General features: G+C 63.5%; 23 protein-coding genes. 18 read left to right on the forward strand and 5 right to left on the reverse strand.

The genetic code is table 11. From position 1 onward, the window contains the following. Positions 1–188: 188 nt before the first annotated feature. A complete protein-coding gene (locus tag ACFOMH_RS17270) occupies positions 189–857 on the reverse strand; it encodes a TetR/AcrR family transcriptional regulator (RefSeq protein ID WP_377746061.1) in 669 nt (222 codons plus the stop codon). Positions 858–1,104: 247 nt separating this feature from the next. Here ACFOMH_RS17270 and ACFOMH_RS17275 point away from each other — a divergent pair, with 247 nt between their 5' ends. From ACFOMH_RS17275 to ACFOMH_RS17300, 6 genes are all read left to right on the forward strand, one after another. Next, complete coding sequence (locus ACFOMH_RS17275) at positions 1,105–2,217, forward strand: substrate-binding domain-containing protein (protein WP_377746063.1); 1,113 nt, start codon at positions 1,105–1,107, stop codon at positions 2,215–2,217. Positions 2,218–2,327: 110 nt separating this feature from the next. Beyond that, positions 2,328–3,281 carry an ABC transporter permease gene (locus ACFOMH_RS17280; RefSeq protein ID WP_377746064.1) on the forward strand — a complete coding sequence of 318 codons (954 nt, stop codon included), beginning with the start codon at positions 2,328–2,330 and terminating at the stop codon, positions 3,279–3,281. 10 nt (positions 3,282–3,291) lie between these two features. Continuing rightward, positions 3,292–4,797 carry a sugar ABC transporter ATP-binding protein gene (locus ACFOMH_RS17285; RefSeq protein ID WP_377746066.1) on the forward strand — a complete coding sequence of 502 codons (1,506 nt, stop codon included), beginning with the start codon at positions 3,292–3,294 and terminating at the stop codon, positions 4,795–4,797. Between the two features lie 10 nt (positions 4,798–4,807). Continuing rightward, positions 4,808–5,749: an ABC transporter permease gene (locus ACFOMH_RS17290; protein ID WP_374426967.1), complete on the forward strand. Its 942-nt coding sequence runs from the start codon at positions 4,808–4,810 to the stop codon at positions 5,747–5,749. 101 nt (positions 5,750–5,850) lie between these two features. Further along, positions 5,851–7,362, forward strand: coding sequence for an aldehyde dehydrogenase family protein (locus tag ACFOMH_RS17295; protein ID WP_377746068.1), 1,512 nt, complete (start codon positions 5,851–5,853; stop codon positions 7,360–7,362). 1 nt (position 7,363) lies between these two features. After that, positions 7,364–8,968, forward strand: coding sequence for a GMC family oxidoreductase (locus ACFOMH_RS17300; RefSeq protein WP_377746069.1), 1,605 nt, complete (start codon positions 7,364–7,366; stop codon positions 8,966–8,968). A 42-nt stretch (positions 8,969–9,010) separates the two neighbouring features. Here the strand turns inward: ACFOMH_RS17300 and ACFOMH_RS17305 are convergent, their stop codons facing one another. After that, positions 9,011–9,829: an aldo/keto reductase gene (locus ACFOMH_RS17305; protein ID WP_377746071.1), complete on the reverse strand. Its 819-nt coding sequence runs from the start codon at positions 9,827–9,829 to the stop codon at positions 9,011–9,013. A gap of 132 nt (positions 9,830–9,961) precedes the next feature. Between ACFOMH_RS17305 and ACFOMH_RS17310 the strand changes: the two genes are divergently transcribed. Further along, positions 9,962–11,533, forward strand: coding sequence for an acyl CoA:acetate/3-ketoacid CoA transferase (locus tag ACFOMH_RS17310; protein ID WP_377746072.1), 1,572 nt, complete (start codon positions 9,962–9,964; stop codon positions 11,531–11,533). Then, positions 11,530–12,312 (forward strand): enoyl-CoA hydratase/isomerase family protein, encoded by a 783-nt coding sequence (locus ACFOMH_RS17315; protein ID WP_377746074.1) that lies wholly within the window; start codon positions 11,530–11,532, stop codon positions 12,310–12,312. The genes ACFOMH_RS17310 and ACFOMH_RS17315 overlap by 4 nt, the downstream gene beginning before the upstream one ends. An 18-nt stretch (positions 12,313–12,330) precedes the next feature. Here ACFOMH_RS17315 and ACFOMH_RS17320 read toward each other — a convergent pair whose 3' ends face one another. Together ACFOMH_RS17320 and ACFOMH_RS17325 are read right to left on the reverse strand one after the other, a co-directional pair. Further along, positions 12,331–12,786 (reverse strand): MaoC family dehydratase, encoded by a 456-nt coding sequence (locus ACFOMH_RS17320; protein ID WP_377746075.1) that lies wholly within the window; start codon positions 12,784–12,786, stop codon positions 12,331–12,333. Beyond that, positions 12,783–13,799, reverse strand: coding sequence for an aldo/keto reductase (locus ACFOMH_RS17325; protein ID WP_377746077.1), 1,017 nt, complete (start codon positions 13,797–13,799; stop codon positions 12,783–12,785). The genes ACFOMH_RS17320 and ACFOMH_RS17325 overlap by 4 nt, the downstream gene beginning before the upstream one ends. A 149-nt stretch (positions 13,800–13,948) precedes the next feature. Here ACFOMH_RS17325 and ACFOMH_RS17330 point away from each other — a divergent pair, with 149 nt between their 5' ends. The 4 genes from ACFOMH_RS17330 to ACFOMH_RS17345 are packed head-to-tail and all read left to right on the forward strand — an operon-like array spanning position 13,949 to position 17,868. Next, entirely contained in the window at positions 13,949–15,091 is a 1,143-nt protein-coding gene (locus ACFOMH_RS17330; protein WP_374426988.1) for an acyl-CoA dehydrogenase family protein, read from the forward strand. Beyond that, positions 15,088–15,855 carry a 3-ketoacyl-ACP reductase gene (locus ACFOMH_RS17335; RefSeq protein WP_377746079.1) on the forward strand — a complete coding sequence of 256 codons (768 nt, stop codon included), beginning with the start codon at positions 15,088–15,090 and terminating at the stop codon, positions 15,853–15,855. Before ACFOMH_RS17330 ends, ACFOMH_RS17335 begins: the two co-directional genes overlap by 4 nt. An 11-nt stretch (positions 15,856–15,866) precedes the next feature. Beyond that, positions 15,867–17,015 (forward strand): dihydrodipicolinate synthase family protein, encoded by a 1,149-nt coding sequence (locus tag ACFOMH_RS17340; protein ID WP_377746080.1) that lies wholly within the window; start codon positions 15,867–15,869, stop codon positions 17,013–17,015. Position 17,016: 1 nt separating this feature from the next. Further along, on the forward strand, positions 17,017–17,868 hold the full coding sequence (locus tag ACFOMH_RS17345) for a sugar phosphate isomerase/epimerase family protein (protein WP_377746082.1): 852 nt from the start codon (positions 17,017–17,019) through the stop codon (positions 17,866–17,868). A 41-nt stretch (positions 17,869–17,909) separates the two neighbouring features. On the opposite strand, the gene ACFOMH_RS17350 is transcribed toward ACFOMH_RS17345, so the two are convergent. Beyond that, positions 17,910–19,187, reverse strand: coding sequence for an NADH:flavin oxidoreductase/NADH oxidase family protein (locus ACFOMH_RS17350; protein ID WP_377746083.1), 1,278 nt, complete (start codon positions 19,185–19,187; stop codon positions 17,910–17,912). 73 nt (positions 19,188–19,260) lie between these two features. On the opposite strand from ACFOMH_RS17350, the gene ACFOMH_RS17355 reads away from it, so the two are divergent. From ACFOMH_RS17355 to cdiI, 6 genes are all read left to right on the forward strand, one after another. Beyond that, on the forward strand, positions 19,261–19,632 hold the full coding sequence (locus tag ACFOMH_RS17355) for a MerR family transcriptional regulator (protein WP_377746085.1): 372 nt from the start codon (positions 19,261–19,263) through the stop codon (positions 19,630–19,632). A gap of 102 nt (positions 19,633–19,734) precedes the next feature. Beyond that, entirely contained in the window at positions 19,735–20,178 is a 444-nt protein-coding gene (msrB, locus tag ACFOMH_RS17360; protein WP_377746087.1) for a peptide-methionine (R)-S-oxide reductase MsrB, read from the forward strand. After that, on the forward strand, positions 20,178–20,681 hold the full coding sequence (gene msrA, locus ACFOMH_RS17365; protein ID WP_377746088.1) for a peptide-methionine (S)-S-oxide reductase MsrA: 504 nt from the start codon (positions 20,178–20,180) through the stop codon (positions 20,679–20,681). The genes msrB and msrA overlap by 1 nt, the downstream gene beginning before the upstream one ends. A 532-nt stretch (positions 20,682–21,213) precedes the next feature. After that, the gene (locus tag ACFOMH_RS17370; RefSeq protein WP_377746090.1) at positions 21,214–21,516 is read left to right on the forward strand and encodes a hypothetical protein; all 303 of its coding nucleotides are present in this window, start codon (positions 21,214–21,216) and stop codon (positions 21,514–21,516) included. A 5-nt stretch (positions 21,517–21,521) separates the two neighbouring features. After that, positions 21,522–21,728 (forward strand): hypothetical protein, encoded by a 207-nt coding sequence (locus ACFOMH_RS17375; protein ID WP_374427013.1) that lies wholly within the window; start codon positions 21,522–21,524, stop codon positions 21,726–21,728. A 32-nt stretch (positions 21,729–21,760) separates the two neighbouring features. Further along, positions 21,761–22,129: a ribonuclease toxin immunity protein CdiI gene (cdiI, locus tag ACFOMH_RS17380; protein ID WP_377746091.1), complete on the forward strand. Its 369-nt coding sequence runs from the start codon at positions 21,761–21,763 to the stop codon at positions 22,127–22,129. The last annotated feature ends 373 nt before the right edge of the window (positions 22,130–22,502 follow it).

Here is a 22,502-nt window from a genome sequence, read left to right on the forward strand (position 1 = left end):
TGCTGTCGGTGACGTTCAGGATCTGGACGTCGCCGGTTTCGGGCAAGTGACGCCCGATCCGGGGCCGCCCCAACATCAGGCAACAGGCTGGCGCCACCAGTTCGCGTTCGCCAAGCCGGCCGAGCATGAGAATGTGACGCCTATGGGCTTTACGATCACCCCCCGCCCCCGGTCACCCGACCCGCCGTTCAGAGCGCGACAAGCCGCATGATCGTGTCGATATTGAAACGCAGCCGCTCGTCCAGCGCGTCCTTGGCCATCAGATCGCGCTCGAACACGATCGAGCCGGTAAAGCGGTTCGTCAGGTAATAATAGCCGACCGCCGCGATGGTGATGTTCAGCTGTACCGGATCGACGCCTTCGCGGAACACCCCCTGCGCCACGCCGCGATCCAGGATTTCCTTGACCATGGTGACGAAGCGGCGGCTATAAACCTTGACCACTTCCGACTTTTTCAGATGCTTGGCCCGGTGCAGGTTCTCGCTGTTCACCAGCGTGATGAATTCCGGGTTCTTCAGGTAATAGTCCCAGGTGAAGCGGACCAACCGTTCCAGCGCGGCGGTCGGGTCCAGATGATCAAGGTTCAGCTTTCGCTCGGCGGTTCGGATGTCGACATAGGCGTTTTCCAGAACCGTCTGAAACAGCAGCTCTTTCGATTCGAAATAGTGATAGATCATGCGCTTGTTCGCATGGGCCTTGTCGGCGATCACTTCGACCCTTGCCCCGCCAAAGCCCTTTTTCGCGAATTCGCGCTTGGCGGCCGCAAGAATGCGGGCCTTGGTCGCCTCGGCATCGCGGGTGCGGGGCTTGGGCGCGGCCGGGCTTTGTTCGGTCGAGGCGTCCTGGTCATTCTTCATGGGTTTTCGGTGTCCGCTCCGACGGTCTGCGCTGGGTTCTGCTTACACGCGCGGGGCCGGCATCGTCAAAGCGGAATGTCGTCCCGGCCCGCCTGGCGCGCGGCACAAACCGCTTGACTCGTAAAATTTCAAAAAGTAACCAGTTAGTGCATTAACCGGCCGTGATATTGGCCTCATACGCCCGCCGCAAGGCCGCCGGCTTAGCCACGAAACAGTGGTGCAGATGTGAAAAACTGGGAGGAATATCATGTCCACATTCATCAAGGACTTCATCGAACGAGAGACGATCAACCGTCGGAATTTCCTGCTCGCTTCGGCGGCGGGCATCGCCACGACGGCGATTCCGGGCGTCTTTGGTGACGGGATGGCCCGCGCCGCGCTGACCGATCCGGTCTGCGCCTGGAGCTATCGCGACCGCGCCAACCCCTATTGGCTGTCCATCGTTTCGGGCGGCGAGGCCTTTGTGGAATCGATCGGCCGCAAGAAAGAGGATCTGGTCAACCTGATCAACGAAGGCTCGTCGGAAAAATGTCTCGCGGACATCAAGGCGCTGCTGGCCCAGCACAATGGCAATTGCGCCATCGCCTGCGACGCCAATGACAGCCCGAATGCCCGCCCGGTGGCCGAGGCCGTGCAGGCGGCCGGTGGCTATGTCTCGACCATCTGGAACAAGACCGACGACGTTCATCCCTGGGATTTCGGCGACAACTGGGTCAGCCACATGACCTGGTCGGACGAAAAGCCCGCCGAAGAGACCGCGCGCATCCTGTTCAAGGCGATGGGCGGCAAGGGCGGCGTGGTCCATCTGGGCGGCATCGCCGCCAACAACCCGGCCGTCGAGCGCCTGAACGGGCTGAAAAACGCGCTGAAGGATTTCCCGGACATCAAGCTGCTGGACGCCCAGCCTGCCGATTGGGACACGCAAAAGGCCAATGAGCTGATGGCGCAGTTCCTGACCCGTTACGGCGACGAGATCACCGGCGTCCATTGCGCCAACGACACCATCGCCTATGGCGTGCTGGAGGCCCTGAAGGCCGAAGGGATCGAAGGCATGCCGGTCGTCAGCTATGACGGCAACCTCGACGCGGTGAAGCTGGTGATGGAGGGCAAGATCCTTGCCACCGTCTTCACCAACCCGCATTGGGGCGGCGGCATCAGCTCGGCGCTTTCCTATTACGCCGCGATCGGCAAATTCAAACCCTCGGAAGAGCCGCACGAGCATCGCGAATTCTATGGGCCGTCCATCGTGATCACCCAGGAAGACGCCGAGAAGTTCAAGGCCGAGTACCTGGACAGCACGCCGAAATACGACTGGACCGACTTCTGGGGTCCGTCGAATGGCGGCATCGTTTACAAGTGATGCCTTGATCACGGGCCGGCCTTCGGGTCGGCCCGATTTTCGGAACTGACGGTTGCGGCCCGCCGGCGCATGGCGGGCGGCGACGGTTCCTTGCGGCCTTGGGGGCGGATGTGTCACGGGAAAAGCTGATCAAATGGGCGCCGGTTCTGGTGCTGGTGGCGCTGGTCGTCGTCTTTACGGCGATCAATCCGGGGTTCCTGACCCTGCGCAATCTGGCCCGCATCGCCATCGCCTCGACGCCGCCGCTGATGGTGGCCATCGGGGTGACCTTCATCATCGTGATGGGTTCGATCGACCTGTCGATGGAGGGCACGATCTCGGTCTGCGCGGTGATCTTTGGCTTTGCCTTCATGGCCTGGGGCGGCACGTTGCTTTCGATGGCATGGCTGGCCATTCCGATGACCCTGATCCTTGGGGCGCTGATCGGGACGGTGACCGGCCTTGTGCATGTCGTGTTGAAGATCCCGTCCTTCATGGCCTCGCTGGCGATGGGCTTTGTCGGCACCGGGCTTGCGGTGCTGCTGACCAATGGCGAAAAGATTTTTGTCGATGATGACGCCTTCCGTTCGCTGCTGACCGAGCGCTGGCTCGGCTTTCCAATCATGTGCTATCTGGCCGTGGTCTTTCTGCTGATCGCCTGGTTCATCCAGCAAAACACCACCCTTGGCCGCAATTTCTATGCCGTGGGCGGCGGCGAGGAACTGGCCCATGCCAGCGGCCTGAACGTCAAGCGGGTGCGGATCATGGGCTTTGCGCTGGCGGGCGTGTTCTATGCGCTTGGCGCGCTGTTCGCGGTGGCCCGCATCGGCATCGCGGAATCCATCACCGGCAGCAATTTCATGTTCGTCTCGGTCACCTCGGTGGTGGTCGGCGGTGTGGCGCTGTGGGGCGGGATCGGCGGGGTCTGGAACGCGCTGGTCGGCGTGCTGATCGTCAATGTCATCAACAACGGCATGGTGGTGATCGGCCTGCCCGATTACCTGCAGGACGGGATGCTGGGCCTTCTGGTCATTCTGGCGGTGGTGCTTTCGACCGACCGCCGTTCCATCCGCTTCGTGAAATAAGGGGGCGGCCATGTATGAACTAAAGGCGGTCGACAAGAAATTCCCCGGCGTCCACGCGCTGAAAGCCGTCGATTTCCATGTGAAGCGCGGCGAGATCGTCGGCCTTGTCGGTGAAAACGGCGCCGGCAAATCCACGCTGATGAAGGTCATCTATGGCGCCTATCAGCCCGATGGCGGCACCATCTCCATCGACGGCAAACCCGTGCGTTTCCAGAACCCGCGTCAGGCGATGGAAAAGGGCATCGGGATGGTGTTTCAGGAACAGTCCCTGATTTCCAACCTGACCGTGATGGAAAACATCTATCTTGGTTATGAGGCGCAATTCGTGCGCATGGGCGTCATCAACTGGAAGGCCATGGCCGAGGCCGCGAAAAAGCAGCTGGCCAAGGTTCAGCTGGACATCGACCCGGACACCGTCACCTCGGACCTGTCCTTCGCGCAGCGGCAATTGGTCGAACTTGCCAAGGTGCTGACGCTTGAGGAACGCGTAGAGGGCCATCTGGTCATCCTTCTGGACGAACCGACCAGCATCCTGTCCGAGGACGAGGTAAAGCTTTTGTTCCGCATCGTGCGCGAGTTGACCGCGCGCGCGAGCTTTATCTTTGTCAGCCACCGCATGGATGAGGTGATGGAGCTGTCCAACCGTATCTATGTGATGAAGGATGGCCAGGTCGTCGATGTGGTCGATCACGGTACCGCCAGCGTCGAAGAGATCCAGCAGAAGATGGTCGGCCGCAATGTCGACCGGGAATATTACCGCGAACAGCGACAGACCCCCTATGACGCGGGCAAGGTTCTTTTGGACATGCAGGGGGTCGCCCTGCCCGGCCGGATCAAGGATATCGACCTGACCCTGCATGCGGGCGAGGTGCTTTGCCTTGTCGGGACCGAAGGCTCGGGGCGCGAGGCGATCCTGCGCACCATCTATGGCATGCTGACGCCGGTCAAAGGCGCGGTGGACATCAAGGGGCAAAAGGTCACGGTCCACACCCCGCAAGCCGCCGTGGCGGCGGGCGTCGGCTATGTCCCGCGCGAACGCAAGATCGAAGGCATCATCTCGGGCATGAACGTCTATGAGAACATGACGCTCAGCCAGCTGGGCCGGCATGCCTCGGCCGGAATCCTGCGCGTCGGCGAGGAACGGTCGCTGGCGCGCGAATGGATCGGCAAGCTGAAGATCAAGGCCTATTCCGAATATGCCGATTGCGGCAACCTGTCGGGCGGGAACCAGCAAAAGGTGGTTCTGTCCAAATGGCGCTCGGGCGGGTCGGACATCATGCTGTTGGATCACCCGACGCGCGGCCTCGATATCGGGGCCAAGGAAGACGTCTATGAAATGATCCGCGACATGAGCGCGGACGGCGTCGGCATCGTGTTGGTGGCCGATACGCTGGAAGAGGCGATCGGGCTTTCCCACACCATCATCGTCGTCAAGGACGGCGAAATCCAGAAGCGGTTCGACTGCGTGCCGGGCGCCAAGCCCAGCCTCTATGACCTGCTGCGTTACATGATCTGAGGAGGCGGGGATGAACCTGCAACGCCTGAAACCGCATCTGCCCTGGATCACGCTTCTGGTGCTGGTCGCCGGGGTCGGCCTTTACGACCCGGGCTTTCTGAAACCGCAAAGCCTGCTTTTGCTGATCGGCGACATTGTGCCCCTGTTCATCATGGCGCTTGGGCTGACCTTTGCGATCTATATCGGCGGGATCGACCTGTCGGCGCAGTCGATGGCGAACCTGATCACCGTGGTCGCGACCGTCTATCTGGCCTCGCTTGGCTTTGGTGTGCTGTTTCTGTGCATTCTGGTCGGCCTGCTGCTGGGCGCCTTGTCGGGCTATGTGACGACAAGGCTTTTCGTGCCCTCGTTCATCTCGACGCTGGCGGTGGGGGGGATCTGTATCTCGGCCTCGCAATGGCTGTCGGGCAATCGCGGCCTGAACATGGATGCGGAACAGCGCAACCGCCTGTTTGGCTGGATGATCGGCAAGGTCGGAATCGTCCCGAACGAGCTGATCATCGCCGTCGCCTTGTTGCTGATCTGCCTGTTCATCGAACGGCGCACGACCCTTGGCCGGGTGCTCAAGGCCGTGGGCGCGGGCGAGATGGCAGCCGCCGCCTCGGGCGTGAACGTGGCGCGTTACAAGATCCTGGCTTTTGCCATTTCCGGCGCGCTGGCGGCGATGGCGGGGTTTCTGTTCTCGATCAAGCTATCGGGCGGCGCCCCGGCGATTGCGAACGGTTTCCTTCTGCCGGCAATCGTCGCGGTGCTGGTGGGGGGAACGCCCCTGACCGGGGGGGTTGGCGGCGTGCTGAACACCGCCATCGGCACGATGATCGTCGCGGTGATCCGGGCATCCATGCTGTATCTGGGCGTCGAGGCGACGCAGCAGCAGATGGTCTTTGGGCTGGTGCTGATCGCCGCCATCGCGCTGACCATCGACCGATCCAAGCTGCGCACGGTCAAGTAGGGGCGTCACGCCCCGCCCACCATGCCGGCTCGGGCAGGTGCAGACGATTGACAGAAAAGTAACCGCATGGTTACTAAATATGCGAATTTCGACCAATGATCTTGAGGAAGCAGGATATGGACAAGCGGGTGACGATCAGCGGCCTTCCCGAGACGCCGCGCGAATTCGGGTTCTGGATGGATGGCGGCTGGCAGGGTGCGCGCACGCTTTACGAACGCATCTCGCCCGCCCATGGCGTGCCGGTGACGCGCATCCCGGTCTGTACCGTCGACGACCTGAACGCCGCCGTGGCCGCCGCCCGCCGCGCCTTCGAGGATCGCAGCTGGGCCGGCCTCTCGGGCGCCGACCGCGCGGGGGTGCTGTTGCGCGCGGCCGATATCCTGCGCCAGCGCCGCGACGAAATCGCCTATTGGGAAGTGCTGGAAAACGGCAAGCCCATCGCGCAGGCGCGCGGCGAGATCGACCATTGCATCGCCTGTTTCGAGGTCGGCGCCGGGGCCGCACGGATGCTGCATGGCGACAGCTTCAACAGCCTTGGCGACGGGTTGTTCGGCATGGTCCTGCGCGAGCCGGTCGGCGTGGTCGGCCTGATCACGCCGTGGAATTTCCCCTTCCTGATCCTGTGCGAGCGGGTGCCCTTCATCCTCGCCTCGGGCTGCACCATGGTGGTCAAGCCCTCGGAGGTGACCAGCGCCACCACCCTGATCCTGGGCGAGATCCTGGCCGAGGCAGGGCTACCCAAGGGCGTCTATAACGTCGTCACCGGATCGGGCCGCACCATCGGTCAGGCCATGGCCGAGCACCCGGATGTGGATATGCTGTCCTTTACCGGCTCGACCGGCGTCGGCCGCTCGGTCGTTCATGCCGCCGCCGACAGCAATTTCAAGAAACTGGGGTTGGAACTGGGCGGCAAGAACCCCATCGTGGTCTTTGCCGATGCCGATCTGGAAGACGCGGCCGATGGCGCGGCCTTCGGGATCAGCTTCAACACCGGGCAGTGCTGCGTCTCGTCCAGCCGGTTGATCGTGGATCGCCGCGTGGCCGATGAATTCGAGGCGCTGGTGGTCGCGAAGATGCAAAAGATCGTCGTCGGCGACCCGCTGGACGAGGCGACGCAGATCGGCGCGATCACCACCGATGCGCAAAACGCGACCATCCTGTCCTATATCGAAAAGGGCAAGGCCGAGGGCGCCAAGATCCTGACCGGCGGCGCGGCGGCCGATCTGGGACGCGGCAGCTATATCACGCCGACGCTCTTCACCGGCGTGACCCGCGACATGTCCATCGCCCGGGACGAGATCTTCGGGCCGGTCCTGTCCTCGTTCCGCTTTGACACCACCGACGAGGCGATTGCGCTGGCCAATGACACCGTTTACGGCCTTGCCGCCAGCGTCTGGTCAAAGAACATCGACACCGCGCTGACCGTCTCGCGCCGGGTCCGGGCGGGGCGGTTCTGGGTCAATTGCATCATGGCCGGCGGCCCCGAAATGCCGCTTGGCGGCTTCAAGCAATCGGGCTGGGGCCGCGAGGCCGGCACCTATGGGGTCGAGGAATACACGCAGGTGAAATCCGTGCATGTCGAGATCGGCAAGCGCAACCACTGGATCAAATAAGATGGCACAGGGCTTTGATTATGTGATCGTGGGCGGCGGCTCGGCCGGCTGCACCCTTGCGGCGCGCCTGTCCGAGGACCCCGCCGCCCGCGTCTGTCTGATCGAGGCTGGCGGCAGGGACAGCAATCCGTTGATCCACATGCCGGTGGGCTTCGCCAAGATGACCACCGGCCCCCTGACCTGGGGGCTGGTGACGGCGCCACAGAAACATGCCAACAATCGCGAAATCCCCTATGCGCAGGCGCGCGTGCTGGGCGGCGGCTCGTCGATCAACGCCGAGATCTTTACCCGTGGCGTGCCCGCCGATTACGACCGTTGGGCCGGGGGCGAGGGTGCCGAGGGCTGGGGTTTCAAGGATATCCAGAAGTATTTCCTGCGCTCGGAAGGCAATAGCGTCCTGTCGGGCGAATGGCACGGGACCGATGGCCCGCTTGGCGTCTCGAACGCGGCCTATCCGAACCCGCTCAGCCGCGCCTTCGTGCAAAGCTGTCAGGAAATCGGCATGCCCTATAGCGCCGATTTCAACGGCGCCGTGCAGGATGGCGCGGGGCTGTTTCAGACCACGATCCGGGGCAACCGGCGCTGTTCGGCGGCCGTGGCCTATCTGCGCCCGGCATTGAACCGCACCAACCTGACCGTGATCACCGGGGCGCAGGTCCTGCGCGTGGTGTTCGAGGGGCGGCGCGCCGTGGGCGTCGAATATGCGCTTGGCAATAGCGTGACCATCGCCCGCGCCGAAGCCGAGGTCATCGTCACCTCGGGCGCCATCGGCAGCCCCAAGCTGCTGATGCTGTCGGGCGTCGGCCCCGCCGCGCATCTGCAAAGCCACGGCATCACCGTGGTCGAGGACCTGCCGGGCGTCGGCCAGAACCTTCAGGACCATTTCGGCATCGACATCGTGGCCGAGCTAAAGGGCCACGACTCGCTCGACAAATACAACAAGCCGCTTTGGGCGGCCTGGGCGGGACTGCAATATTTCCTGTTCAACACCGGCCCGGTGACCTCGAACGTGGTCGAGGGCGGTGCCTTCTGGTATGCGGACGGCGCCGGCTCTCAGCCGCAGCCAGACCTGCAATTCCATTTCCTCTGTGGCGCCGGGGCCGAGGCCGGGGTTCCAAGCGTGCCGAAAGGCGCGTCGGGGATCACGCTAAACAGCTATACTTTGCGGCCCAAGGCGCGCGGTTCGGTCACGCTGCGTTCGGCCGATCCCCGGGCGACGCCGGTGGTCGATCCGAATTTCCTCGGCCATCCCGACGACCTGCGCATCTCGGTCGAGGGGGTCAAGATCAGCCGCGACATCTTCAGCGCACCGTCCCTACAGAAATACGTCAAGGACATCCGCTTCCCCGACCAAAACGTGCGGACCCAGGCCGAATATGAGGCCTATGCCCGCCAATACGGCCGCACCTCTTATCACCCGACCTGCACCTGCAAGATGGGCAGCGACGCGATGGCCGTGGTCGATCCGCAATTGCGGGTCCGCGGGCTGGACGGGATCCGCATCTGCGACAGTTCGGTCATGCCCTCGCTGATCGGGTCGAACACCAATGCGCCGACGATCATGATCGCCGAGCGCGCCTCGGACATGATCCGCGGCAACCGCTGATCGGCGGATCGGGGCGGTCCCGACCGGGCCGCCCCTGTCGCGTCAGTCGAAATCCGGGGCGTAGGGGATCAGGTTCTTGCCGATGATGCGATAGCCGGTCGCGGTCAGCGCATCGATCCGCGCCATGTCGGTCGCGGACAGGATGAAATCCATCACGTCGTAATTGGCGCGGATATTTTCGGGCTTGGTGGACATGGTGTTGATCGGCACGCCCTTTTGCAGGATCCAGCGCAGCACCACCTGCGCCGCCGACTTGCCATAGGCCGCGCCGATTTCGGCAAACAGCGGATATTTGAAAACCTCGCCCCGCGCGACCGAGCAATAAGAGGACAGCGGAATCCCGGTTTCAGTCGCGGCGGCCATCAGCACCGACTGATCGAGCAGCGGGTGAAACTCGACCTGGTTCTCGACCAGCGGGACGGAAACGATGGACCGGGCCTGACGCATCATCGCGGCGGTATAGTTCGACAAGCCGATATGCCGCGTCAGCCCCCTTGCTTGGGCTTCCTCAAGCAGCCGCAGCGATGGCGCGATATCGCCGCCCGGCGCCGGCCAGTGCAAAAGCAGGACATCCACCAGATCGACGCGCAGCGCCTTCAGTGAGGCCTCGACCGAGGGCATGAAGGTCTGGGGCGTGAAATTCTCGACGCCGACCTTGGTGGTGATGCAGAGCTGATCGCGCGGGATGCCGCATCCGGCCAGCGCCGCGCCGGTATCGGCCTCGTTCTGATACATCTGCGCCGTGTCAAAGGCGCGATAGCCGGCGGCAATCGCCGCCTCGATCGCCGCGCGCAAGACCTCGCCCTTCAGCGGAAAGGTTCCAAACGCGCGCTGGTGGTTCTTTTCGAAAACGATATTCATCAGCCCCCCTGCCCGGCTTCCCGGCCGGGTCACCGAAAAACCGGTGCAAATGATGCTTGATCTTGCGCTGCGACCGTCACTATTCTTATAACCAGTTGGTTACTTATAGCCAAGCGCGGAAGGGAATGCGCCGTGTCGAAAGTGAAGTCAGCCGCCGAGGCGGCGCGCCTTGTCAAAGACGGTGCAACCGTTGCCGTGAACTCGTCCTCGGGGCTGCTTTGCCCGGACGAGGTTCTGAAAGCCCTGGGAGAGCGTTTCCTGGCCGAGGGCGCGCCCAGGGGGCTGACCACCATCCACCCCATCGCGGCGGGCGACATGTTCGGCACCAAGGGCGTGGACCACATCGCGCATAAGGGCATGATCGCCCGGATCATCGGCGGGTCCTATCCCTCCGGGCCGACCAATGCCGAACCGCCGCTGATCTGGCAGCGCATCCTGGCCGAGGATCTGGCGGCCTGGAACGTGCCCTCGGGCATCGTCTTCGACATGCTGCGCGAAGGCGCGGCGCAGCGGCCGGGCGTCCTGACCAAGGTGGGGATGGAAACCTTTGTCGATCCCGATCAGGACGGCTGCGCGATGAATGCCAGCGCGCGCAAGGCGCCGCTGGTGCGCCGGGTGGACTTTGACGGCGATAGCTGGCTGCATTTCCCCGCGCTGCGCCCCGATGTGGCGATCATCCGCGCCAGCACCGCCGATGAAAACGGCAACCTGACCTTTGAACAGGAAGGCGCCACCCTGGGCGCGATGGAAATGGCGCTGGCGGCGCGCAATTGCGGCGGCATCATCATCGCGCAGGTGCGGCGGGTCGCGGCGCAGGGCACGCTGAAACCCCATGACGTGCGCGTCCCCGGCATCCTTGTCGATGTGATCGTCGAGGCGCCCGAGCAGTTGCAGACCACCGCGACCCCCTATGACCCGGCGATCTCGGGCGAGCTGTTCCGGCCGCTCGGCACCTTCCGCACGCCGGAATTCAACGTCGGCAAGGTCATCGCCCGCCGCGTGGCGCAAGAGATGCGTCCGGGCTGGGCGGTGAATATCGGCTTTGGCATCTCGGCCAATGTGCCGCGCATCCTTCTGGAGGAAAGCCAGCACGGCAAGGTCACCTGGGTGATCGAACAGGGCGCCGTGGGCGGTGTGCCCCTGCTCGATTTCAAATTCGGCTGCGCCTCGAATGCCGAGGCCTTCGTCGCCAGCCCGCATCAGTTCATCTATTTCCAGGCCGGCGGCTTCGACTGTTCGCTGCTGTCATTCCTGGAAATCGACGCCGAAGGTTCGGTCAATGTCAGCCGCCTGTCGGCCACGCCGCATCGCACGGCGGGCGCAGGCGGATTTGTCGATATCACCGCGCGGGCGCGCAAGATCGTGTTTTCGGGCAATTTCAACGCCGGCGCCAAGATGCATATCGAGGACGGCCGGCTGGTCATCGACAAGGAAGGCAAGATCGCCAAGATCGTGCCCAAGGTCGATCAGGTCAGCTTCTCTGGCCGTCGCGCGCGGGCGCAGGGGCAGGACATCACCTATGTGACCGAGCGCTGCGTGCTGCGGCTGGTCGAGGACGGGCTGATGGTCACCGAAATCGCCCCCGGCCTTGATCTGCAACGCGACGTTCTGGATCAGGCTGCGACGCCGCTGCTGGTCTCGCCCGAGTTGAAGGTGATGGACGCGCGGCTGTTCCAGCCCGAGCCGATGGGAATGGCGCTGTGACCGACCCGCGGCTGGATCTGGCCATCGCCGATGGCGTGGCGCGGCTGACGATCCGGCGCGCGGACAAGCTGAATGCGCTCGATGCCGAGATGGTCGATGCGCTGATCCCGCTGTGCCGCCGGATCGAGCGGTCGGACGCCTTTGTGGTGATCCTGACCGGCGAGGGCGGCAAGTCCTTCAGCGCCGGCGGCGACATCGCCGCATGGTCCAGCTGCTCGCCCGAGGATTTCGGACGTCACTGGGTCCGCGACGGGCATGCCGCCTTTGACGCGCTGGCGCGGCTGAGCCAGCCGGTCGTCGCGGTGCTGAACGGGCATTGCCTTGGCGGCGGGCTGGAACTGGCCTCCTGCGCCGACCTGCGCATCGCCGAGACGCATGTAAAGATCGGCCAGCCCGAGGCCGGTCTGGGCATTATCGCCGGCTGGTCCGGCACACAGCGCGCCGTGCGCCGCTTTGGCGCGCAGGTCGTCCGGCGGATGGCGCTGATGGGCGAGGTTTTTGACGCTGACGAGGCGCTGCGCCTTGGGCTGGTGGATCAGGTGGTGCCGACGGGCGAGGGCGCGCCCGCCGCCGACCGCGTCATCGAACGTCTGCGCAAACGCTCGCCCCGCGCCACCGAGTTGACCAAGATGATGGTCAATGCCGCCGAGGGCGAGGAACGCGAACGGGTGATCGAGGCGCTGGCGGGCACTATCGCCGCAGCCTCGCCCGATCTGGCCGAGGGGCTGGCGGCGTTTCGCGAAAAGCGGCCGCCGCGCTTTCCCGGCAGGGGCGAATAGCCCCCGCCCGGCAGACGCCTAGCGCCAGACCATCAGCCGGTTGTGCCCCCGCTGCACGATCTCGCCGCGCTGATTGCGCACCTCGACCGCAAGGGTCAGGATGCCGCGCTTGCCGTCGCTGGTCGGGCGCATCGCCTCGACGATGAACAGCGCCTGCACGCTGTCGCCGGCCAGCACCGGGGCGGAAAAGGCCCAGTCCCAGCCAAGCGAGGCCAGCGCGCGGAACTGCGCCGGGGTGTTGTTCTTCAACCCGTCGATCACCGACAGCACCAACAGCCCATGCGCGACCCGGCATGGAAACCCCATCGCCCGCGCGGCTTCGTCCGACATGTGGATGGCAAAGCGATCGCCGGTCATCTCGGCAAAATCGTCGATCAGCGCGGGGGTGATCTCGCGGCTGTCGGTCTCAATGTAATCGGCGACCCGAATATCGCCGTAACCATGGCTGCCCGGCGGCAGGCGACGCCCAGTCACACTGGCACCGGCGCATCCTCGCGCAGCAGCCCGCGCGACTTCAGCGCGGCCCAGAACTCGGCCGGGATCGGATGGCTGAACCAGGCGAGGTTCTGGTCAAGCTGGGCCACCGTCCGCGTGCCTGCGCAGAAGGACGGGACCGCCGGATGGGCAACCACGAATTGCAGCGCGGCGGCGGGCAGGGGCACGTTGAATTCGGCACAGACCGCCTCGATCTTGCTGACCTTGTCCATGATCGCCGCCGGGGCCGGGGCATAGTTATACTTGGCGCCCGGCTTCGCGCCGGTGGCCAGGATGCCCGAGTTGAAGCCACCTCCGACCAGCACCGCCGCCCCGCGTTCCTCGCAGAGCGGCAGAAAGGCGTCCAGCGCCTCTTGTTCCAGCAGGGTATAGCGGCCGGCCAGCAGGAAGCAGTCGAAATCGCGCTGTTTCAGCGCCTCGTGGCAGACCTGCCATTCGTTCACGCCGACGCCGATCGCCGTCACCACCTTTTCGTCGCGCAACCGCGCCAGCGCGCGATAGCAGCCGTCCATCGCATGACGGAACACCTCGGGCTGGTCCTTGCCACGGGTGAACACGTCGATGTCATGGATAAAGACGATATCCAGCCGCTCTAGCGCCAGCCGCTGCAAGCTGTCCTCAAAGGACCGCATGGTGCCGTCATAGCTATAGTCGAATTCCATGGTGAAGGGCGCGGCATTCACCCAAGGGGCGAAATCGATGCTCTCGCGCCGGGCCGGATGCAGCCGCCGCCCGACCTTTGACGACAGCACATAATCGCCCCGCCGCTTCCAGCGCAGAGACTGGCCGGTGCGCAGTTCCGACAGGCCATGCCCATACATCGGCGCGGTGTCATAAAAGCGCACGCCCGCATCCCAGGCGTGCTGGAACATCGCGTCCGATGTCGCCTCGTCGATTTCCGCAAAGATATTGCCAAGCGGCGCGGTGCCAAAGGCAAAGGGCGTCACCCACAGGTCAACACGCCCGAATTTCCGCAGATTTCCCGGTTGCATTCCGCCCCTCCACAAGTAACCGAATGGTGTATTAGTGGCAAAACGGACCAGCCATTACAAGGAAAAGTACCGCCCGACCGCGAATCGTCTTGACCAGCATCTTTGTCGCCCATTATGTAACTAAACAGTTACTAAATGGATCAGGAAACATGTATCTGACCGAGATGCAACTGCAGGTTCGCGACATGGCGCGCGCGTTTTCGGACGAAGTCATTCGCCCCGCCGCCGAAGCGCTGGATCGCGAGGAACGCTTCCCGGCCGAGATTTATGACCAGATGGCCAAGCTGGGCCTGTTCGGCATCGCCGTCCCCGAAGAGATGGGTGGCCCCGGCTTTGACACGCTGACCTATGCCGTGGTGATGGAGGAACTGTCGCGCGGCTATGCCAGCATCGCCGATCAATGCGGTCTGGTCGAGCTGATTTCATCCCTGCTGGTGCGGCATGGCACCGAGGCACAGCGCAAGCTGCTGCCACAGGTTTTGGGCATGACGACAAAGGTCGCCTATTGCATCACCGAGCCCGAGGCCGGGACCGATGTGTCGGGCATCCGCACCACGGCAACGCGCGATGGCGACGGCTGGGTGCTGAACGGCGGCAAGATCTGGATCCATAATGCGCCGGTGGCCGATCTGGGCTTTGTGCTGGCGCGCACCGACAAGGATGCCGGCAATCGCGGCATGTCGATTTTCATCGTCGACCTGCATGCGGCGGGGGTCGAACGCGGCCCCAAGGAACACAAGATGGGCCAGCGCGCCAGCCAGGTCGGCGCGTTAAACTTCACCGATGTCAGGCTTGGCCCCGACGCGCTGCTGGGCCAGCAGGGACGCGGTTTCCACATGATGATGAGCGTACTGGACAAGGGCCGGGTCGGTATCGGCGCACTGGCCGTGGGCATCGGCCAGGCCGGGCTGGAGGCGGCGGTGGACTATGCCGGCACGCGCAAGCAGTTCGGCAAAGAGATCTTTGAATTTCAGGGCGTGCAATGGCTTTTGGCCGACATGGCCAAGGATATCGAGGCGGCGCGACTGCTGGTTCATTCGGCGGCCAGCAAGCTGGATGCCGGGGTGAATGCGACCAAGGCCTGTTCAATGGCGAAATGCTTTGCCGGCGACATGGCGGTGGCGCGCACGGCCGATGCGGTGCAGGTCTTTGGCGGATCCGGCTATATCCGAGGATTTGAGGTTGAGCGGCTCTACCGCGATGCCAAGATCTGCCAGATCTATGAGGGCACGAACCAGATCCAGCGCATGATCATCGCGCGCGAGTTGATGAAACATGGGGCCAACGCATGAGCCAGGTCGCGCTTGTCACCGGATCGTCGCGCGGGATCGGCCTTGCCGTTGCCGAGGCCCTTGCCCGCGAGGGCTTTGCCATCGCCGTCAACGGCCCCGCCGCCGATGACGAATTGGCGCGCGCCGTGGACCGGATCGCCGCCCTTGGCTCGCGGGTCATCGCCGCGCCCTTCGATGTCACCGACATTGCCGGCCATGACGCCCAGCTTGCCCGGATCGAGGCCGAGCTTGGCCCGCTGACGACGCTGGTCAACAATGCAGGCGTCGGCGTCTTGCAGCGCGGCGACATCCTCGACGTCAGCGAAGCCAGCTGGGACCGCTGCATCGCGGTCAACAGCAAGGCCATGTTCTTCCTGTCACAGGCCTTTGCCCGGCGGCTTTTGGCGCGCGAACGCCCGGCCGCGCTGTTCCATTCCATCGTCAACGTCACCTCGTCCAATGCCGTCGCCGTCGCCGTCCAGCGCGCCGAATATTGCGCCAGCAAGGCCGCCGCCGCGATGGTGTCAAAGACGCTGGCCGTCCGGCTGGGGGCCGAAAACATCGCCGTCTATGATGTGCAGCCCGGCCTGATCGCCACCGACATGACCGCCCCGGTGATCGAGATCTATCGCAAACGCGCCGAAGAGGGGCTGACGCTTTTGCCGCGTGTCGGCCAGCCCGAAGAGGTGGGCGCGATCATCGCCACGCTGGCCTCGGGCCGGCTGCCCTATACCACCGGGCAGGCAATCTCGGCCGATGCCGGGATGCTGGTGCCCCGCTTCTGAAAGGCCCGCTTATGAAGATCGCCCTGCCCGACGCCCAAGGCCGCATGTCGGACTACACCCTGCGCGGCACCCCGGTTATCGCGGGCAAGCTGCCCGCCGATGCGGCGCGGACGGTCTATTCGGCGGCGCATGTCGTGGCCGATCCCTTTGCCGCCAGCGATCCCGGCGGCCGGGCGGCGATCGACTGGGACAAGACCATGGCCTTTCGCCGCCATCTGGCCGGTCTGGGCCTTGGCATTGCCGAGGCGATGGACACGGCACAGCGCGGCATGGGGCTGGACTGGGCCGGCGCGCTGGAACTGATCCGGCGCACGCGGGCCGAACTGCCCGATGCGCTGGTCGCCAATGGCTGCGGCACCGATCATCTGAACCCGGCTGACGCGGGCGACCTTGACGACGTGATCCGCGCCTATCTGGAACAGGTCGAGGCGATCCAGGCGCTGGACGCGCGCATCATCCTTATGGCCAGCAGGGCGCTGGCGCGCGTCGCCAAAACGCCCGCCGATTACGTCAAGGTCTATGACCGCGTGCTGGCCGCCTGCGACCATCCGGTCGTGCTGCACTGGCTGGGCGACATGTTCGACCCGCAACTGGCCGGCTATTGGGGCGCGGCCCGGTTCGAGGACGCGCTGGACACCGCGCTCGAGGTGATCCACCGCAACCGCTCCAAGGTCGACGGCATCAAGATCAGCCTCTTGGACAAGGACAAGGAAGTGCTGATGCGCCGGCGCCTGCCCGAAGGCGTCAAGATGTATACCGGCGACGATTTCAACTATCCCGAACTGATCGCGGGCGACGATCAGGGCTTTAGCCACGCGCTGCTGGGCATCTTCGACCCGCTGGCCCCTGCCGCCGCCCATGCGGTCGCGCTGCTGGGCCAGGGCGACGCTGCGGGTTTCCGCGCGGTGCTGGACCCGACCGTGCCGCTGGCGCGGCTGATCTTTCGCGCGCCGACGCAATATTACAAGACCGGCGTGGTGTTTCTGGCCTGGCTGAACGGGTTTCAGGACCATTTCATCATGCTGAACGGCGCACAGGCGATGCGCCCCCTGCCCTATTTCACCGAGGTCTTCCGGCTGGCCGATGGCTGCGGGTTGCTGGCCGACCCGGAGCTTGCCACCGACCGGATGAAGAAGCTGCTTGCGCTTTACGGGGCGTAGGATGCGCGACTTCACCCGTGACCATTCGGCGCTGGCCCTGAACACGGCAACGCTTGGCCATAACCTCGACGGCGCAGGCGCTGGTTGGTCGCCCGAGCGGGTGATCGATGCCTGCGCCGAACGCGGCTATGGCGGCATCGTCTTCTGGCGGCGCGAGATCGGCAATCGCGCGGTCGAGTTGGGCAACCGGGTGCGGGCCAGCGGCATGTCGGTGGTTGGCCTCTGCCGCACCCCCTATCTGGTCGGCAGCGAGGTTCCCGCCGATCTGGCGGGCGATCTGGCCGCCTCGATCGAGATGGCGGCATCGCTTGGCGCGCCGGTGCTGACCATCGTCACCGGCGGCACCGAGCCAGGCACGAAAGGCGTCATCGAAACCCAGAACCGTCTGGCCGAGCATGTGGCAGCCGCCGCGCCCTTGGCCGCGGCGGCGGGGGTCTCGCTGGCGCTCGAGCCGCTGAACCCGATGTTCGGCGGCAATCGGACTTGCCTGTTTACCGTCGCCGACGCCTTGCGCGTCTGCGATCTGGTCGGCGCGCCGAATGTCGGCATCGCCGTCGATGTCTATCACGTCTGGTGGGACCGCACCCTGCCCGAGGCGCTGCGGGCCGCGCGCGGGCGGGTGCTGGGCTATCACCTCTGCGACTGGTTGGAAAACACCCGCCACATGCTGCTGGATCGCGGCATGGTGGGCGACGGGGTCGCCGATCTGCGCGCCATCCGCCGCGCGGTCGAGGATGATGGCGGCTATCGCGGCCCCTGCGAGGTCGAGGTCTTTTCCGCCGAAAACTGGTGGAAACGCGACCCGGCCGAGGTGCTGGACACCATCGTCGCCCGTTTCCGCCAGCTCTGCTGATCCGCGCCGATCACCCTGATCCCGCAACAGACACGGAACCTTCAGCCCTTGCCACGGGTGTGCAGCCAGCCTCGATAGGCACGGTTCAGCCGGCGGGTGCGCAGCTGATCGCGGATCAGCACCCAGGGCGCCCACAGGCGAAAGCTGGGGTTCCGGCCCCGGCCCATGCGCTGCAATTGCAGCTTGGTCATCGCCATGGTGGCCAGGCTTGCCAGACCGCTTTTCCAATCGACCCTTGGCACCTCGATCACCTCTTCGCGCTGTTTCCAGCGGTTGGGCAGGTCCGGAGCATAGGCCAGCGCCTGTGCAATGCCCACCATGGCGACGCCCGCGCGCCCATCCTCGGGGGTCAGCGCGCCCTCGGCGGTGGCACGGCTGCGGATGCCGCCTGTGACCATGATCGGCATCGCGGCCACCGCCACGATGTCGCGCGCGAAATCAAGGAAATAGGCCTCGCGCGCGCGGGTGCTGGCGCGCCTGGCCGGCTGTTGCGGGCGGCCATGCATGGCGGGGCTTTCATAGCTGCCGCCCGAGATTTCGACCAGATCGACCGCCTCAAGGTTCAGCAAGCGCACCACCGCCACCGCATCCTCTGCATCAAAGCCGCCCTTCTGGAAATCGGCCGAGTTCAGCTTGACCCCCACGCCAAAGCCGGGACTGACCCGCGCCCGCACGGCACGCAGGATCTCGATCAGGATGCGGGCACGGTTTTCCAGCGATCCGCCCCAGTCATCCCCGCGCCGGTTGGTCAGCGGCGACAGAAACTGGCTCAGAAGATAGCCATGGGCCGCGTGGATCTCGACCCCGTCGAAACCGGCCCGTTCCGCCAGTTCGGCGGTCGTCGCGAACTGGTCGATGACGCGCCGGATGTCGTCTTGGGTCATCGCACGCGGCGGGGTGAAGAGCTTGGAATATCTGCCCATCTCGACCGGCACGGCCGAGGGGGCGATGGCTTCGGGGTTGGTCTTGGCATAGACCTGTCGGCCCGGGTGGTTGATCTGCATCCACATCCGCGTGCCATGCGCCCTACCCGCCTGCGCCCAGGCAACGAATGGGGCGAGCGGCTGGCGGTCGTCCAGCACCACGCCGCCCGGCCCGGTCACCGCATCGGCCGCGACCATGACATTCCCGGTCAGGATCATCCCCGCACCGCCCGCCCCCCATTGACGATAAAGACCCAGCAGCGCGGCCCCCGGCAGATGCCGGGCATCGGCCATGTTTTCCTCCATCGCGGCCTTGGCGATGCGGTTGGGGATGACCTGTCCGCTGGGCAGGGTCAGGGGCTGAAACAGCCGCGCGTCATATGTCTGATCAAACATTTTTGCGATCCTTGAGTTCGGTTCGCGGCCTATATAGGGTTTGAACCCATGTTTAAGGTCAAGGGCCTGTACCATGAAAATCGGAGAAATCGCGAAAGCCGCCGGCGTCAGCACCTCTCGCATCCGCTTTTATGAGCGCGAAGGCATCATTCCCGCAGCTGAGCGGGGCGCGAATGGGTATCGAAACTATCCCGCCGATCTGATCGCGCTGCTGCGTTTCATCGAACAGGCACAGCATCTTGGCTTTACCCTGCGCGAGATTTCCGAGGTCGAGACCGGCGTCGGCGAGCATATCGTGTCCTGCACCGATGCGCTGGCCATGCTGGCGAAAAAGCGCGACACGATCACCGCGCTGATCGCCGAGGCCCAGGACCGCAAGCGCCGGATCGAGGCGCTGATGGCCGAGCTTGAGGCCAACCGGCCCGCGCCCCGCGCCGCCGGCTGACCGACCGGCGGCCTTGCGGGGCATCGGAAATGCCCTTGGGGATGAATTGATTCCGCCCTTTTACTGCCTACATATCCGGCAGCGAACACATAGGGGGACGCCATGACTTATTCGAAATCCGACGACGCCATTTCCCGCCTGACGCCCGAACAATACCGCGTCACCCAGCAGAACGGGACCGAGCGCGCCTTTACCGGCGAATATGACGAACATTTCGAGCCGGGCATCTATGTCGATATCGTTTCGGGCGAGCCGCTCTTTGCCTCGTCGGCCAAGTTCAATTCGGGCTGCGGCTGGCCGGCCTTTTCGAAACCCATCGTCGCGGCGAATGTGGCCGAATTGCGCGATACCAGCCATGGCATGATCCGCACCGAGGTCCGGTCCACCCATGGCGACAGCCATCTGGGCCATGTCTTCCCGGATGGACCAAGGGATATGGGCGGGCTGCGTTACTGCATCAACTCGGCCAGCCTGCGTTTCGTGCCGGTGGCCGAGATGGCGGCCGAAGGCTATGGCGATTATCTGGATCAGGTGGAGGACAAGTGATGACCGAACGTGCCGTTCTGGCCGGGGGCTGTTTCTGGGGCATGCAGGATCTGATCCGCAGGTTGCCGGGCATCACCGCGACGCGGGTGGGCTATACCGGGGGCGATGTGGCCAATGCCACCTATCGCAACCATGGCAGCCATGCCGAAGGGATCGAGATCCTGTTCGATCCGGCCCGCATCAGCTATCGCGATCTGCTGGAATTTTTCTTCCAGATCCACGATCCGACCACCCGCGACCGTCAGGGCAATGATCGCGGCGCCAGCTATCGCTCGGGGATCTATTACACCTCCGAGGCGCAGCATCAGACCGCGCTGGACACGATCGCCGATGTCGATGCCTCGGGCCTGTGGCCGGGCAAGGTCGTGACCGAGGTCAAACCCGCCGGCGATTTCTGGCAGGCCGAGCCCGAGCATCAGGACTATCTCGAGCGGATCCCGAACGGCTATACCTGCCACTTCCCGCGCCCGAACTGGGTCCTGCCCAAGCGCGCGGCGGAATAGGCGGATAAACGAAAAGCCGGGCCCCATATGGGGCCCGGATCAAATGCGCCGGTGGGTCATCAGATGAGGGCGCAGAGCTTTTGAGCCTTGCGGGCCATCGGGGAAAGCTTGTCATAACCCGTGCCCCCGAGGGGAAATAGCCAAAGATAAGCATCCCCCCGGAAGCCATTTGCGCCCGCAGCCGGCCCAGCGCCTATAGCTTTGGCCGATTGATCGACAATGCAAGCCAACCCTGCAAGGGTTGGCTGAAGGTCGAGGGCCTCGCAGAGCACATGTAGACCATCGTCGAGGCGCTGAAGAACTTTGCCACCGGGATCGTCGACAAATTTGAGGCCGGGACCGACACGCTGAGCGCCAAGATGAGCAAGGCCGCCGCCGGTGCCAAAGAGTTAGTGATTTGTCCTCGTATGCTGAAAAAAATTGAAAGCACCATCGCGGCATTGAAGCGGATTAAAGACGGGCTGCCCCGCCCGATTTAGGCCATCGCGCACAGCGCCAGCGACCGGATTGTGCACCCGCGTCAAAAAAAGTGATGCAGCTGGAGTTCAAGATCGATCCGAACACGCTGGGCATGAATGGCTGGGATATTAGGATTATACGGAAAAACGTGCAAATGCGAAACGATATCGCGGATCATATCAAGCAACGCGAGCTTTCCGTTCCTCGAAAGAGAGGGATCGGTGGAGCCCATGATAAAGCTGAATTTGACCGGGCGTTGGCTGATGAGGGCGGCGGCGTTGTAGATCGGACGCCCATCCAAGCCTATCGGGCGTCCAGGAAGTCAAGTATCAGTTGCCGGCCCTTGATGCACAAGGCAACCCTACCGGCCATATGAAATCAATGACATACACCAAGACCATCTATAACAGCAATCTTCTAAGCGACTCAGAATATCTTAAGATGGGAAGAGAAGCTGCAAATTCGGCGCTGCAGGCCAATGGCGGTGTAATGCCTCGCGAGTGGGTGGGGAGAACACTGGATGGGGTAACCATCAGAGGGTATTCTGACAATGGCGTGGTTTCATCCTTTTTCCCAGAGGTAAATTGACAATGAGAAATAGAATTGAACTTCCCGACTCGATGTACCCCATCCAATCTTTTTTTAACTCCCTTAGGGAAAGAGACTTTCTAGATGCGCTCGACTCTTTTGCTCAAGGGTGCGGCTTCAGCATCGAAGGAGCGAGTTGCTCATTTCCCGTGAACCTAAGCGAAGATCTCGGCGGACGTGAGGGTCAGTATGGATACATTGAGTTCTGGACCTATTCCGGAAATCAGGAGGTGCGTGTTTCCTTCCCAGATTTCATGACGTTCCTCGGCACAGCTGCAGATAACGAAATTGCATACGATCCGAAAATGCAGAGCCGCATTGAGGAAAAAATGTTAGCAATCAGCGAGAAAGTTAAAGGAATGGAAGATCGATATAGGAAGGCACATGGCGTGATAACATAGCCCTGGCTTCCGATGAACCAAAGGCTGATACAATTTTTTAAGAACTAACCGAGACAAAGAATAGAAGCAGCGTTCCCGACTTTGACGCCGAAAGCGGTGAATCAGTAGAAATTTTGCCCTCCGATCACACCGTTGAAGCACTAAAGGATTCGGGCCTACCGCCGACTCTGTTTGAATACTGGAAAGGTCGTGGGTTTCCAAACATCTGTCCAACTGGTCAACCCACCGAGTTATGAAGCAATGGCAACCGAATGGATAAAGGGTTCGCCATTCTAGCCCACATTCTCCAAGTAAGTCGCTGATTTCGCTGTCGTAATCGTGATATTTCGCATATAAATCATGGCGTTGACGGCTGCGAGGGGCGCGTTTCATG

The organism is Paracoccus mangrovi (assembly GCF_042648425.1).
In the GTDB taxonomy this organism is placed as follows: domain Bacteria; phylum Pseudomonadota; class Alphaproteobacteria; order Rhodobacterales; family Rhodobacteraceae; genus Paracoccus; species Paracoccus mangrovi.